Raw genomic sequence first — 14,464 nt, forward strand, 5'->3', positions numbered from 1 at the left:
CTCGTCTTTGAAGGCCGCGCCCAGCCCAATGGCTACACCGAACCGGTGCTCCACAAGCGCAGGCTCGAGCTCAAGGCCAAGGAAAGAGTTTAGATTTCTCGGGTATGATGCCCGGTGAGATTTTGACAGCCTGATGATTATGACTGCGCTTTACGCCGCCCCCCTCTGGCCTGCCGGCCATCTCCCCCACAAGGGGGGAGATCAGGCCTTCATGCACGCCTCAGCTAATCAACCGCGAGGCAAAGGGGACCTCTTAGGACTTTACAGAGCGGGCGGTAGGCGGCACCTGCCGATCTCCCCCCTTGTGGGGGAGATGGCCGGCAGGCCAGAGGGGGGGGCGAAAGAGCTCGCCATTTCCGCAAGGTACCGGGCATCATGATCCTGCTCGCCATCGACTGTGCCGCAAGCCTCTGTGCCGCAACTGTCTATGACGCCGGTGCGAGCATAGAACTCGGCCGTTCCGTGCGCGATCTCGGCAAGGGCCATGCCGAACATTTGATGGCCGTGATCGATGAGGCGTTGGCGCAGGCTGGCAAAAGTTATGCCGATCTCGGACGGATTGCCGTCTCCACCGGTCCGGGCTCCTTCACCGGCGTGCGCGTCGGCGTCTCCGCCGCTCGTGGCTTTTCGCTGGCGCTGAAAATCCCGGCCGTTGGCGTCACCACGCTGGAGGCCCTGGCCCAGGAGACGCGCGATGCTCTGGGCGAGCGCCCGGTATTTGCCGCGCTCGATGCTGGTCGCGCGGAAATTCACGCTGCTCTCTACGACGAAAGCGGAGCGGTGCTGCGCGAGCCTGCGGTGTTGTCGCTTGAAGAAGCAGCGACAATTGCCGCTTCTGGTGCGGTGGCGCTTGCCGGTACGGCGGCGCGGATGGTTGCCGATGCCGTTGTCGTCGACAAGGTTTTCCAGTTCGGGCCGATGCTGGCGACGGCCGACATCGGAACCTATGCGCGCCTTGCTGCTGGCAAGGCGCTTGGTGAAAGGCCGAAGCCTGTCTATCTGAGAGCGCCCGATGCCAAGCCGCAGGCCGGTTTCGTGCTGCCGAGGGAAGCCAAATGAGACTGCCTTTCTGGCCGAAGCGGGATTACGCGCTTGAACTCCTGACCATTGGCGACAGCACGGCCATCGCGCCGCTGCACCATGAGGACTTCGTGCGCCCCTGGTCGGCGGAGGAATTTTCGTCGCTGCTCGAACAGGACACGGTGTTCGGCTTTGCCGTGCGTGAAGTAGGCCAAGGCGCTGCCGCACCCGCCGGCTTCGTGCTGGCGCGGCTGGCGGCGGGCGAGGCGGAGATATTGACCATCGCCGTGTCGCGCAGCCACCGCCGGCATGGGCTCGGCTGGCGCCTGATGGATGCGGTGCTGCGCGAGTTGCATGGCCAGCGCGCCGAGGCGCTTTTCCTCGAGGTCGACGAGACCAACGCGCCGGCGATCGGTCTCTACCGCAAGTTCGGCTTCCATGAGGTCGGCAAGCGCCCGAACTACTATCAGTCGGCGCAGGGCGCTACCGGTGCGCTTGTCATGCGGCTCGATCTTCGTTAGCCAGAAGCCCTGCTGGAGCATTTCCAGGAGGCCGTGAAGCGGTTTTCGTGAGACCTGCGACAAAACAATGAGATAGAGCGCTTTCGAGAAAAGTGCTCCGATTGAAGGTATCGAGCGCTACATGATCGGAAAGATCCGCACAGGGTTGGCGCTCGCATGGATGGTCGCTGCCTCGCTGGTGCTTGTGCCGCTGCAGCTCATCTCGATGAAAACAGGCCTGTGGCCCGAAACCGTAATCCTCAAGATCTGGCATCGCGCCATGTTGTGGGCGCTTGGCATGCGCGTCCGCGTCGTCGGCGAGATGGTGAAGACCCGGCCGTTGATGATTGCTGCCAACCATATCTCCTGGACCGACATCATGGCGCTCGGGTCGCGCTTCGACGTGACCTTCATTGCCAAGTCGGAGCTGAATGGCTGGCCGATCTTCGGCTTCCTGTCGCGGCTGCAGCGCACCGTGTTCATCGAGCGCGAGCGCAAGCGCAAGTCGGGTGACCAGGCGAGCGAGATCGCCCGCAGGCTGGCTGCCGGCGACGCCATGGTGCTGTTTGCCGAGGGCAGCACCGGCGACGGCAATCTGCTTTTGCCGTTCAAGAGCACGCTGTTCGGCGCTGCCTCCATGGCGATTGCCGAAGGGGCGGCCGAGCATGTCGTCATCCAGCCGGTGTCGATTGCCTATACCCGCATCCACGGACTGCCGCTGGGCCGTCAGCATCGCCCGATCGCCAGTTGGATCGGCGACATGGACCTGGTGCCGCATGTCGGCCAGCTGCTTGCCGAAGGTGGACTCGACGTCGAAATCCGCTTTGGCGAGCCGATCGATTTCTCGGCCAAGTCGAGCCGCAAGGAGGCGACGCGGCTAATGGAGGAACGGGTGCGCGAGATGATGCTGCAATCACTCGCCGAGCCGCATCCGGCGCACTGAGCGCCCAGATAGGCAAAGCTCTGTTTTTTGCCGCAGAAAGGCGTTAATAGGCGCGGCATGGAACTCGACGATATGTTTGAAATCATGCCGGCAGCCTCTGATGAGGCTGTTGCCGCCGGATCGGGCGCGGCCCGCAAGGTCTTCATCAAGACCTATGGCTGCCAGATGAATGTCTACGACTCGCAGCGCATGAATGATGCGCTCGCAGCCGACGGTTATTCGGCGACCGAGACCATCGAGGATGCAGACCTCGTTTTGCTCAACACCTGCCACATCAGGGAGAAGGCGGCCGAGAAGGTCTATTCGCAGCTCGGGCGGTTGGGCAAGCTGAAGGCCGAGAGGGCCGAGAACGGTCGCGAGCTGATCGTCGGCGTCACTGGTTGCGTCGCCCAGGCGGAAGGCCGCGAGATCCTGCGCCGCGCCTCGGCGGTCGATCTCGTGGTCGGCCCGCAGACCTACCATCGCCTGCCCGAGGTGGTGAAGAAGGCACGCGGCGGCCAGAAGGTGGTCGAGACCGAATACGCGCTCGAGGACAAATTCGAACATCTGCCGCAGCCGCGGAAGGCTGAAGTCGCCAAGCGCGGCGTCACCGCCTTCCTGACCGTACAGGAAGGGTGCGACAAGTTCTGCACCTTCTGCGTGGTGCCCTATACCAGAGGCTCGGAAGTGTCGCGCTCGGTGGCCCAGGTCGTCACCGAAGCCGAGCGCCTGGCTGAGGCCGGCGTGCGCGAGGTGACGCTGCTTGGCCAGAACGTCAACGCCTGGCATGGTGAAGGCCCCGACGGCAAAGAGTGGGGTCTTGGGCGGCTGCTCTATCGCCTGGCCGAAATCCCCGGCCTGGCGCGGCTGCGCTACACCACCAGCCATCCGCGTGACATGGACGACGAGCTGATCGCTGCCCATCGCGACCTCGAGGCGCTGATGCCCTATCTGCACTTGCCGGTGCAGTCGGGCTCGGACCGCATCCTGAAAGCCATGAACCGCAAGCACACGGCATCGGACTATCTCAAGCTCATCGAGCGCATCCGTGCCGCGCGCCCCGACATTGCCATGTCGGGCGACTTCATCGTCGGCTTCCCCGGCGAGACCGATGCCGATTTCGAGGCGACGATGGATATCATTCGCGCCACCAACTACGCCTCGGCCTACACGTTCAAATATTCGCCGCGCCCCGGTACGCCGGGCGCCGAGATGGGCGGGCATGTCGAGGAGAGGGTGAAGGACGAGCGGCTGCAGCGCCTGCAGGCGCTGATCACAAAACAGCAGCACGCCTTTGCCGACGGGCTGGTCGGCAAGACCATGTCGACGCTGATCGAGAAGCCCGGCCGCGAGCCCGGTCAGGTCGTCGGACGTTCGCCTTGGCTCCAGCCTGTGATTGTTGATGAAAAGGCCGGCGAAATCGGTGACATTATCGAAGTACGAATCACGAAGACAGGCACCAACAGCCTGTTCGCCGAGGTGGTCTGATCGGCCGCACGGCAGATGAGGAGAGACGGTTGAGCGCTGCTGAACTCAAGAACCTGCCCTCCGGGGCGTCTGACATGGCGCACATCGTACTGACCTTCGACAACAACAAGCTTGCCAGTGCGCTGTACGGCCAGTTCGACGAAAATCTCGCGCGGCTCGAGCAGAAACTCGGCGTCGATATCCGCTCACGCGGCAACCAGCTTACCATCAAGGGCAGCGCGCAGGCCGCCGAGCAGGCACGCCGGGCGCTCGACCATCTTTATGCCATCCTGCAGAAAGGCGGCGAAGTGGCTCAATCCGACGTGGACGGCGCCGTCCGCATGGCGGTCGCGCCCGACGACCAGCTGACGCTGCCGACGCTGGAGCGCAAGGGCAAGATGGCGGCTGCCCAGATCTCGACGCGCAAGCGCACCATCTATGCCCGCTCACTCAACCAGGACGCCTATATGCGGGCGCTGGAGCGTTCGGAGCTCGTCTTCGGCATCGGCCCTGCCGGCACCGGCAAGACCTATCTGGCGGTGGCGCACGCCGCCATGCTGCTCGAACGCGGCATGGTCGAGCGCATCATCCTGTCGCGTCCGGCGGTGGAAGCGGGCGAACGCCTCGGCTTCCTGCCCGGCGACATGAAGGAGAAGGTCGATCCCTACCTGCGTCCGCTCTATGATGCGCTCTACGACATGATGCCGGCCGACAAGGTCGAGCGCGCCATCGCCGCAGAGGTCATCGAGATCGCGCCGCTGGCCTTCATGCGCGGCCGCACGCTGGCGCATTCGGCCGTCATCCTGGACGAGGCGCAGAACACCACCTCAATGCAGATGAAGATGTTCCTGACGCGACTCGGCGAGAACTCGCGCATGATCATCACCGGCGACCCGACTCAGATCGACCTGCCGCCCAACACCAAGTCGGGCCTGGTCGAGGCGCTGCGCATTCTCGATGGAATTCCGGGTGCCGTGACGGTGCGCTTCAACGACACCGACGTCGTCCGCCACCCGCTTGTCGCCGAAATCGTCAGGGCCTACGACCGTGACGGCAAGATGGCACGCGGCCTTGCCAGCGAAGACTGACAGGCTGCCATGACCCCGGACAAGCAAACGCCGGTCGCGGCCGGCGTCGATCTGGATATCGACGTGATGGTCGAGGCTGGCGGCTGGGCCGACGAGGCGGCGCTGCGCGCGCTGGTCGAGCGGGCCGTGCCGGCAGCATTTGCCGAGGCTGAGGTCGAGGGCGGCGAAGGTGTCGAGCTCAGCCTCGTCTTCACCGATGACGAGGCGATCCAGAAGCTCAACGCCGAATGGCGCGACAAGGACAAGCCGACAAACGTGCTGTCGTTCCCGGCGTTTCCCGTCGAGCCAGGCGATCCGTTGCCGCCGATGCTGGGCGATATCGTCCTTGCCTACGAGACAGTCGTGCGCGAGGCTGAGCTTGAGCAAAAGCCGCTCGAAAACCACATCACCCACCTCATTATCCACGGACTCCTGCATCTTTTGGGGTATGATCACGAGACCGATGACGAAGCGGAAGAGATGGAAGCGCTGGAGCGGCGGGCGCTCGCGAGGCTTGCCATTCCCGATCCCTACGCGTAACAGGGACGGACAATCGACCGGAAGAAGATGAACGAGAAGCAAGAGACTGCCGCCACTCCCGAGCCGGGACCTGCGGCCAAGGCCTCCGACCAGGCCGAAGACGAGCCTAGTACGACCGCGGCGTCGACCGCGGCGCATGACATCCAGGCCGAGCGGCCGTCCTTCATCGAGCGGCTGAGCCGATTTTTCAGGCAGCGCAGCAACGGCAGCAACATCCGCGAGGAAATCGCCGATGCGCTGGCCGAGACAGGCAGCGACGCCGATTCCTTCTCGCCCGGCGAAAGGGCGATGCTCAACAACATCCTGAGGTTGCGCGAAGTCCGCGTCGAGGACGTCATGGTCCCACGCGCCGACATCGAGGCGATCGAGCTCGGCACCACGCTGGGCGAACTGCTGGGCCTTGTCGAGCAGTCGGGACATTCGCGCATGCCGGTCTATGTCGAGACGCTCGACGATCCCAGAGGCATGGTCCATATCCGCGACGTACTGGCCCACATTACCCGTGGCGCTCGCGTCAAGAAAGGCAGGTCGCGCAAGGCGCAATCCGCCGACGCACCGCTCGACCTTGCCCAAGTCGACCTCAACCGCACGATCGGTGAACTCAACCTCATCCGCACCGTTCTGTTCGTGCCGCCGTCGATGCTCGCATCCGACCTGATGCAGCGCATGCAGGCGACACGCACCCAGATGGCGCTGGTCATCGACGAATATGGCGGTACCGACGGCCTGGTTTCGCTCGAGGACATCGTCGAGATGGTCGTCGGCGACATCGAGGACGAGCACGACGACGACGAACCGATGATCACCCAGGCTGGAGACGGCGTTTATGTCGTCGACGGCAAGGCCGAGATCGAGGAAGTTGCCAAGGTCCTCGGCGAGGAGTTCTCGCCGGGCGAGCATGCCGAATATGTCGACACCATTGGCGGCCTGATCTTCAACGCGCTCGGCCGCGTGCCGTCGCGCGGCGAGGTGGTGCAGGCGATCCCCGGTTTCGAGTTCCACGTGCTCGATGCCGACCCGCGCCGCGTCAAGCGCGTCCGCATCGTCCACAGCCTCAAGAGCGAGCGCCGCCGTCGCGCCAAGGCTGAACAGGCGTGAGCCGGGCCTGCGCTCGCGCGTCGGCCCGGATTTCCGGGCCGATATCTGCCAGCACGAAGCGCAATTTGAATGATCCGGAGCGGCCTTTGAGCGGCCGGTCGGATGACCGGCGCTCTGGCCTGCCATTTGGTGCCGCCGCGCGGCCCTGCTACACCTTCGATCCGTGATTCTGGGGCGAGGGGAGCGGATGGAGCGTCTTGCCGGGCGGATTATCCTGCTGTGGGGATGGAAGCGGGCGCTGCTTGCTTTTGTCGCCGGCGCCATCGCTGTTCTGGCACAGGCGCCCTATGATTTCTTCGCCGCCGGATTTGTCTCCTTTCCTGTCCTGGTCTGGCTGCTCGATGGCGCTGTTGCCGATCGTCCTGCCGGCTTTCTGCGCAGATTGAAGCCGGCCTTCGCCACCGGCTGGTGGTTCGGTTTCGGCTATTTCCTCGCAGGGCTCTGGTGGATCGGCGGGGCGCTGCTGGTCGAGGCCGACAGTTTTGCCTGGGCGCTGCCTTTCGCCGTCGTCGGCATTCCGCTGATCCTGTCGTTCTTTTATGGCTTTGCCGCAGCCCTTGCCCGGCTGTTGTGGAGCGACGGCATCGGCCGCATCTTCGCGCTCGCCCTGGCCTTCGGACTGACCGAATGGTTGCGCACCTTCCTGTTCACCGGCTTTCCCTGGAACCCCATCGGTTTCGCCATGATGCCGATGCCGCTGTTCATGCAGAGCGTCACTGTTGTCGGCGTCGTGGGTATGAACGTGCTGGCGGTGTTTGTCTTTGCAGTGCCGGCACTTCTGGCCGACCGGCGAAACCTCAGGCTGGGCGCAGCGCTTGCAGTGATCCTGGTCGCCGCCCATGCGGGCTTCGGCTATTACAGGCTGTCGCGGCCAGCGCCGCCGGCGGACAGGACCATCAATGTCCGTGTTGTCCAACCCAATATCGACCTCAGCGAGAAGTGGGATGGACGCGTCCGCGACCGCATCTTCGCCACCATGCTGGAACTGTCGCGGGAAACGCCCAAGCCGGGCGCGAAGAAGCCGGACCTGATCGTCTGGCCCGAGACCTCGGTGCCATTCCTGTTCACCGAAAGGCCAGATGCGCTCGTCGCCCTCGGCGAAGTGCTCGATGACGGCCAGATGTTGATGGCGGGTGTGGTGCGCGAGGAGGGCGGCAGCGGCTCCGATCCGCTCTATTACAACTCCGTCGTTTCCATCAACGACAAGGGCGAAATCGTCGATGCCATCGACAAGGTGCATCTCGTGCCGTTCGGCGAATACATCCCCTTCGCCGACCTGATGGCACGCGTAGGGCTTACCCAGCTCGTCGCCGGGCCGATGAATTTTGCCGCCGGCGCCAACCGCCATCCGCTGGCTTTGCCCGGCGGGCTCAAGGCCACAGCCTTTATTTGCTACGAAATCATTTTTCCCGGCATGGTGGCAGTTGACGCAGCGTCAAGTCAGATTATGGTAAATGTCACGAACGACGCGTGGTTTGGCGATACGCCGGGACCGTACCAGCATTTCCGGCAGTCGCAGATCAGGGCGGTCGAGAATGGAATGCCGGTCCTGCGCGCGGCCAACACGGGAATTTCCGGCATAATCGACCCAAGCGGGCGAGTTGTGGATGCACTTGCGATGAATGTTCGCGGCACCATCGATTTCTCGCTTCCGGTGGCCAACTCCGCCGCCGCCTTGATGCCGCTTTCGCGCGTTAACGGTTTCCTGATCATGTTCTTTGTTGCCGTTGCGGCAAGTGGCTTGAAGCTCAGACAGAGGCTCAGGGCGAATTGACACTGCGGTTGTTAGAAACTCATATGCTGCCGCGCGGCTCAAAGGTCGTGCCAAATGGCGTTTCTGTCCGAGCGCCATAGACTGCCCTAACGGGCTGACTGCCCAATAATAAGCTGGAAGAATCCGGCGAGGAAAGACAGTGGAAAAAGAAAACAAGAAGAAACCAAATCCGACCGACGTACACGTCGGCGGTAGAATTCGCCTGCGACGCAACATGTTGGGAATGAGCCAGGAGAAGCTCGGAGAAAGTCTGGGAATTACCTTTCAGCAGATCCAAAAATACGAAAAAGGCACAAACCGAGTCGGAGCGAGTCGCCTTCAGGCCATCGCCTCGATCCTCAGCGTTTCGGTCTCCTTCTTCTTCGAGGACGCACCGGGACAGGAAGGCGAGCACAAAGGGCTCGCGGAAGACGCCTCCGCAAACTTCGTGGTCGACTTTTTGTCGAGCGCCGAAGGCCTGCAGCTCAACCGCGCCTTTGCCCGCATTTCCAACCCGAAAGTGCGACGCAAGGTCATCGAGCTGGCTAAGGTTCTGGCCGACGACGAAGACCAATAACCAGCTGCGACGGCGATGCGCCGTCGCAACGCCTTTCCAATATCCTGCATTACGTGGCGAAAAGCCTGCTTGACGAGTTCCGGCAGGCTTCGCTAACACATGCCGCGCCAAATGATCGGCATCGCGCCGGTCGCTTTTCAAGAGGGGACATCCCGTGTCGCGGCAGAACTATCTCTTCACTTCCGAATCCGTTTCCGAAGGCCACCCGGACAAGGTGTGCGATCGCATTTCCGACGAGATCGTCGATCTCGTCTATCGTGAAGCCAAAAAAACCGGCATGGATCCGTGGAAGGTCCGCGTTGCCTGTGAAACGCTGGCAACGACCAACCGCGTCGTGATCGCCGGCGAAGTTCGTGTTCCCGACACCCTTCTCAAGAAGGACAAGAACGGCGCGGTCCTCAAGGACGCCGCCGGCCACCCGGTCATCAACCCGTCCAAGTTCAAGGCAGTGGCCCGCAAGGCCATCCGCGCCATCGGCTACGAGCAGGCCGGCTTCCACTGGAAGACCGCCCGCATCGACGTGCTGCTGCACGGCCAGTCGCCCGACATCGGCCAGGGCGTCGACAGCGCCGCCGATCGCCAGGGCGAAGAGGGTGCCGGCGACCAGGGCATCATGTTCGGCTACGCCTGCCGTGAGACCCCCGATCTGATGCCGGCGCCGATCTATTACAGCCACAAGATCCTCGAGCTGCTGGCTGCTGCCCGCCACGAAGGCAAGGGCGACGCCGGCCAGCTTGGTCCTGATGCCAAGAGCCAGGTCACCGTGCGCTACCAGGACGGCAAGGCGCACGAGGTCACCCAGATCGTGCTCTCGACCCAGCACCTCGACGGCAGCTGGGATTCGGGCAAGGTCCGCAAGGTGGTCGAGCCGTACATCCGCGAGGCGCTAGGCGATCTCGAGATCGCCAACGACTGCAACTGGTACATCAACCCGACCGGCAAGTTCGTCATCGGCGGTCCTGACGGCGACGCCGGCCTGACCGGCCGCAAGATCATCGTCGACACCTATGGCGGCGCAGCCCCGCATGGCGGCGGCGCGTTCTCGGGCAAGGACACCACCAAGGTCGACCGTTCGGCAGCATATGCCGCGCGCTACCTCGCCAAGAACGTGGTTGCGGCCAAGCTTGCCGACCGTTGCACCATCCAGCTGTCCTACGCCATCGGCGTTGCCCAGCCGCTGTCGGTCTATGTCGACCTGCACGGCACCGGCAAGGTGGACGAGGCGGTTCTGGAAGACTCGCTGCGCGAGGTCATGGACCTGTCGCCGTCGGGCATCCGCCGTCATCTCGACCTTAACAAGCCGATCTACGCCAAGACGTCGTCCTACGGCCATTTCGGCCGCAAGGCCGGCCGCGACGGTTCTTTCTCGTGGGAGAAGACCGACCTGGTGAAGGCCATCAAGGACGCTGTGTCCAGCAAGGATGCGGTCGCCGCGTAAGGCGACCGTCGTAGTCATGGAACAGGAACCGCGCCGCAGCCGCATGAGCGAAGCCTTTTTCGGGCGGCGGCGCGGTAAACCTGTCCGTCCGCATCAGGCCGTCGCCCTTGAAAAGGGCCTCGCCCGCTTCGGCATCGATCTCGCCGCACCTGCACCCGCCGACCTGCGCACCCTGTTTGAGGCGCCGGTGTCGCATGTGCGGCTCGAAATCGGCTTTGGCGGTGGCGAGCATCTTCGCCACATCGCCGCCAACAATCCCGATGCCGGCTTCATCGGCGTCGAGCCCTTCGTCAACGGCATGGCCAAGATGATGACGGTGCTCGACGAGACGCCGCAGCTCAACATCCGCCTCTATGACGACGACGCCACGCAGCTGCTCGACTGGCTGCCGGAGGCGTCGCTCGACGGCATCGACCTGTTTTATCCCGACCCGTGGCGGAAGAAGAAGCATTGGAAGCGCCGCTTCGTCAGCCCGGTCAATCTCGACCGCTTTGCACGGGTGCTGAAGGTTGGTGCGAAGTTCCGCTTCGCTTCCGACATCGATACCTATGTCAACTGGACACTGCTGCATTGCCGGGCGCATGGCGCGTTCGACTGGCAGGCGGCCGACGCGAGCGACTGGCACACGCCCTACGAAGGCTGGACCCGCACGCGCTACGAGGCCAAGGCCATCCGTGAGAACCGCACGCCGGCCTATCTGACATTCGTCAAGGCTTAGGGTAGGCGCGATCCCATCTCCCCTTGAGGGAGAAGGGGCTGTGCGCATCCTCAGCCCTCGACCCCTGTAAACACCACCCGCACCCTCAGTCCGCGTCCCTCGGTGCGGGCGGCGAGTTCCAGCCGGCCGCCGAATAGCGAGGCGATTTCCTCGACGATGGGAAGGCCGAGGCCAGCTCCCGGCTGGTCTCCCAGACGGCCGCGGACGAAACGCTGACGCACGGTCTCGAGCTCGGCCGCGGGGATGCCGGGGCCGGTGTCCTCGACCTCGAGCACCACGTCGTCGCCGTCGCGCAATACCTTGACCGTAGCCTCGGCGCCCGAGCCGGCATAAGCGAGCGCGTTCTCGATCAGGTTGCGGATCATCTCACTGAGCAGCATGGGCTCGCCGCGCACATAGAGCGCCTCTTCGCCCTCGAAACCGAGGTCGATGCCGGCGGCATGCGCGTGGGTGACGCGATCGGCGGTGAGCGTCTGGGCAAGGTCGGTGAGGTCGACCGCACCGAGGCTTTTAAGACGTTCGGAGGCTGCCTGGTCGACCTTGGCGAGCAGCAAAAGCTGGGCGATGACGCGCTCGGCATGGGCCACTGCCTCGTCGCCGATGCGGGCGGCGCGGCGGGCCTCCTCCAGCGAATGCGCGCGCGAGGCAAGTGCGAGCTGGGTGCGCATGATGGTAAGCGGCGTGCGCAGCTGGTGGCTGGCATTGCCGGTGAAATGGCGCATGGCGCCGAGCGCGGAGCCAAGCCGGCCCATGAAGGAATTGACGGTGTCGACCAGCCCCCGCACTTCCTTGGGCACCGACTGCTCGATCGGGTGAAGGTCGTCTGGGTTGCGCTCGGCGATGGCATCGCGCAGCCGATAGAGCGGACGCAGCGAAAAGGTGACGGCGAACCAGACGATGGCCGCGGCACTGCCGATCAGGATCGCGAGCCTCAGCGCCGAGCGCAGCAGGATGGTTTGCGCCAGTTGGGTGCGCGCTATGGTCGTCTCAGCCACGGTGACGACGAAGGGAATCGAGGTCGCGCCTGTCGAGGCGGCGCGGGAGAGCGAGGTAAGCCGGATCGGTTCGCCGCGGAAGCTCGAATCCGAATAGCCGCTTTCTTCCGGATGCAGGCCGTCGATGACCGGCAGGGCCTGGTAGCCAGTGATGAAGCCTTCGGGTCCGTCGACGCGGTAGAACACGCGATCCTGGGCCGCCGACGTCAGCATCTCCAGCGCGACATAGGGGATGTCGACTTCGAGCGAACCGTTCTCGGCCACCACGACGCGTTCGGCGATCGCAAGCGCGGAACCGGCCAGCACGCGGTCGGAGACGGCATTCGCAGTGTCGACCGCCTCGTTATAGGTGTCGGCCAGCGCGATCAGGCCGAGCGCTACCAACGGCACCAGGAGCCAGAGCAGCAGCCGGCGGCGCAGCGAATAGGTCTTGGTCCTGATCATCAGGGGCTGGGCAGCTTTTCGAGATAGTAGCCGATGCCGCGCGCCGTGCGCACCGTGAGCCCATAGGGCGCGAGCCGTTTGCGCAGGCGGCTGACATATTGCTCGATGGCGTTGGCGCTCAAATCCTCGTCGAAGCCGGCGAGCGATTCGATGATCGCCTGCTTGGCGACGACCTTGCCGGCGCGCATGAACAGCGTTTCGAGCAGCGCCAGTTCGCGCGCCGGGATGTCGATTGCCGCCCCACGTGACGAGAAGCTGCGCGTGTTGAGGTCGAGCTGGACCTCGCCAAAGCTGACCGTGGCGGCCTTGAGGCCGGCGCGGCGGCGCAACAGAGTGCGCACCCGCGCTTCCAGTTCGCCGACGTCGAACGGCTTTACCATGTAGTCGTCGGCACCGAGGTCGAGGCCCTTGACCCGTTCGTCGAGCGAGTGGCGCGCCGACAGGATCAGCACGGCGGCGTCATGCTGGCGGCCGCGCATGGTGCGCAAGACGTCGAGGCCGTCCATCTCCGGCAGGTTGAGGTCAAGTATGACGAGGTCGAAACGCTCGGTGGCGAGAACGGCGACCGCCGAGGCGCCGTCGCCGACCACGTCGACGGCGTAGCCGCTGCCCTTGAGCACCGCCGCCAGCCCGCCGGCCAGCGTGGCATTGTCCTCGACCACCAGAATGCGCACCGAATTCTCCCTGCCGCTCCTTTACCGACGATGCCCACTTGATGGGCAAAGGTCCAGCCTGCTGATGACGCTTCGCCGTTGTGCCCAGCGCGCTACTGTTGCATGGTCGCGCCATCATGCGCCTTGCCGTCCTCATCGCCTTCATTTGTCTCGCATCGCCCGCACTTGCCGAGGTGACCGTCTTTCCGGCGCTCAACGGCGACACGCAGGCGCGTACGCTGATTGTCTATTCGTCGCTCGACGCACCGTTGGCGAAGCCGATGATCGACGGCTTCCAGAAGGCCAACCCAGATGTCGCCGTGCGCTACGAGGATCTTCTGACGACCGAGATTTACGACCGCGTCGTTGCCGAGACCGACGAGGGCAGGGGCACCGCCGACATCGCCTTTTCGTCGGCGATGGACCTGCAGGTCAAGCTTGCCAATGATGGCTATGCCCAGGAAAGCCGCCTGCCGCTGTCGGATCTGTGGCCGCGCTGGGCCAACTGGCGCGACACCGCTTATGCGCTGACCTTCGAGCCGGCGGTCTTCGTCTACCACAAGCCGAGCTTCAGGGATTCGCCGCCACCGGCGACGCGTGGCCAGCTGGTCGATTTCCTCAGGGCGCAGGGCGACAGGGTCTATGGCCGCATCGCCACCTACGATATCGAGCGCTCGGGCGTCGGCTTCATGTTCATGGCGCGCGACCAGGAGCAATATCCCGACATCTGGTCGGTCATCCGTACCATGGGTGCAGCCGGCGTGAAGCTTTATTCGACCAGCGGCGCGATCCTCGAGCGCATCGCCGATGGCCGCTTCGTGCTCGGCTACAACATCCTGGGCTCCTACGCCGCCGACTGGGCGGCGCGCGATCCCAATGTCGGCATCGTATTGCCCAAGGACTATACGGTGGTGATGTCGCGCATCGGGCTTGTACCCGCCGCCGCGCGCTCACCCGACCTCGGCCGCCGCTATCTCGAATATTTCATGTCGGCCGAGGGCCAGACGGTTCTGGCACGACAGCTGCATATCGCTGCAGTCAACCCGGAGGTGTCGGGGGAGAACACCGCCAACCGCATGCAGGAGGTGCTGGGCGGGCAATTGCGGCCGGTGCCTGTCAGTCCGGGTCTGATGGTCTATCTCGACCAGGTCAAGCGCTCGCGCGTCATCGAGCGCTGGAACGAGGCGCTGCGCAGCCCCTGATATCGGTTTGTTCCCAACCAGTTGCTTCGCTGTCAGTCTGATGTCAGGTTGCTGCGATAGGGAAGTTCTG

The 14,464-nt window shown here is 64.0% G+C and carries 14 protein-coding genes; 12 read left to right on the forward strand and 2 right to left on the reverse strand.

Annotated elements, in window-relative coordinates; translation table 11 throughout:
• Positions 1-375: 375 nt before the first annotated feature.
• The 11 genes from tsaB (at position 376) to trmB (ending at position 11,100) form a co-directional block, all read left to right on the forward strand.
• Positions 376-1,059 carry a tRNA (adenosine(37)-N6)-threonylcarbamoyltransferase complex dimerization subunit type 1 TsaB gene (gene tsaB / locus NDO48_RS14310; RefSeq protein WP_018426180.1) on the forward strand — a complete coding sequence of 228 codons (684 nt, stop codon included), beginning with the start codon at positions 376-378 and terminating at the stop codon, positions 1,057-1,059.
• Positions 1,056-1,541, forward strand: a complete 486-nt coding sequence (locus tag NDO48_RS14315) for a GNAT family N-acetyltransferase (RefSeq protein ID WP_018426181.1) — start codon at positions 1,056-1,058, stop codon at positions 1,539-1,541. Before tsaB ends, NDO48_RS14315 begins: the two co-directional genes overlap by 4 nt.
• Positions 1,542-1,662: 121 nt before the next feature.
• A complete protein-coding gene (locus NDO48_RS14320; protein ID WP_018426182.1) occupies positions 1,663-2,463 on the forward strand; it encodes a lysophospholipid acyltransferase family protein in 801 nt (266 codons plus the stop codon).
• A 57-nt stretch (positions 2,464-2,520) separates the two neighbouring features.
• Positions 2,521-3,930: a tRNA (N6-isopentenyl adenosine(37)-C2)-methylthiotransferase MiaB gene (gene miaB, locus NDO48_RS14325; protein WP_018426183.1), complete on the forward strand. Its 1,410-nt coding sequence runs from the start codon at positions 2,521-2,523 to the stop codon at positions 3,928-3,930.
• A gap of 74 nt (positions 3,931-4,004) precedes the next feature.
• Positions 4,005-4,997 (forward strand): PhoH family protein, encoded by a 993-nt coding sequence (locus NDO48_RS14330; RefSeq protein WP_018426184.1) that lies wholly within the window; start codon positions 4,005-4,007, stop codon positions 4,995-4,997.
• A 9-nt stretch (positions 4,998-5,006) separates the two neighbouring features.
• The gene (ybeY, locus tag NDO48_RS14335; protein WP_018426185.1) at positions 5,007-5,516 is read left to right on the forward strand and encodes an rRNA maturation RNase YbeY; all 510 of its coding nucleotides are present in this window, start codon (positions 5,007-5,009) and stop codon (positions 5,514-5,516) included.
• Between the two features lie 27 nt (positions 5,517-5,543).
• Entirely contained in the window at positions 5,544-6,614 is a 1,071-nt protein-coding gene (locus NDO48_RS14340; RefSeq protein WP_018426186.1) for a hemolysin family protein, read from the forward strand.
• A gap of 187 nt (positions 6,615-6,801) precedes the next feature.
• Positions 6,802-8,388, forward strand: a complete 1,587-nt coding sequence (gene lnt, locus NDO48_RS14345) for an apolipoprotein N-acyltransferase (protein ID WP_018426187.1) — start codon at positions 6,802-6,804, stop codon at positions 8,386-8,388.
• Between the two features lie 139 nt (positions 8,389-8,527).
• Positions 8,528-8,944, forward strand: coding sequence for a helix-turn-helix domain-containing protein (locus tag NDO48_RS14350; RefSeq protein ID WP_018426188.1), 417 nt, complete (start codon positions 8,528-8,530; stop codon positions 8,942-8,944).
• Between the two features lie 154 nt (positions 8,945-9,098).
• The gene (gene metK / locus NDO48_RS14355) at positions 9,099-10,382 is read left to right on the forward strand and encodes a methionine adenosyltransferase (protein ID WP_018426189.1); all 1,284 of its coding nucleotides are present in this window, start codon (positions 9,099-9,101) and stop codon (positions 10,380-10,382) included.
• Between the two features lie 16 nt (positions 10,383-10,398).
• Positions 10,399-11,100 (forward strand): tRNA (guanine(46)-N(7))-methyltransferase TrmB, encoded by a 702-nt coding sequence (gene trmB / locus NDO48_RS14360; RefSeq protein ID WP_026226825.1) that lies wholly within the window; start codon positions 10,399-10,401, stop codon positions 11,098-11,100.
• A 50-nt stretch (positions 11,101-11,150) separates the two neighbouring features.
• On the opposite strand, the gene NDO48_RS14365 is transcribed toward trmB, so the two are convergent.
• Together NDO48_RS14365 and NDO48_RS14370 are read right to left on the reverse strand one after the other, a co-directional pair.
• On the reverse strand, positions 11,151-12,539 hold the full coding sequence (locus NDO48_RS14365) for a sensor histidine kinase (protein ID WP_018426191.1): 1,389 nt from the start codon (positions 12,537-12,539) through the stop codon (positions 11,151-11,153).
• Complete coding sequence (locus tag NDO48_RS14370; RefSeq protein WP_018426192.1) at positions 12,539-13,213, reverse strand: response regulator transcription factor; 675 nt, start codon at positions 13,211-13,213, stop codon at positions 12,539-12,541. The genes NDO48_RS14365 and NDO48_RS14370 overlap by 1 nt, the downstream gene beginning before the upstream one ends.
• Positions 13,214-13,329: 116 nt before the next feature.
• Between NDO48_RS14370 and NDO48_RS14375 the strand changes: the two genes are divergently transcribed.
• Positions 13,330-14,394 (forward strand): ABC transporter substrate-binding protein, encoded by a 1,065-nt coding sequence (locus NDO48_RS14375; protein WP_018426193.1) that lies wholly within the window; start codon positions 13,330-13,332, stop codon positions 14,392-14,394.
• Positions 14,395-14,464: the final 70 nt, after the last annotated feature.

Source organism: Aminobacter sp. MET-1 (assembly GCF_026521175.1).
Classification (GTDB): domain Bacteria; phylum Pseudomonadota; class Alphaproteobacteria; order Rhizobiales; family Rhizobiaceae; genus Aminobacter.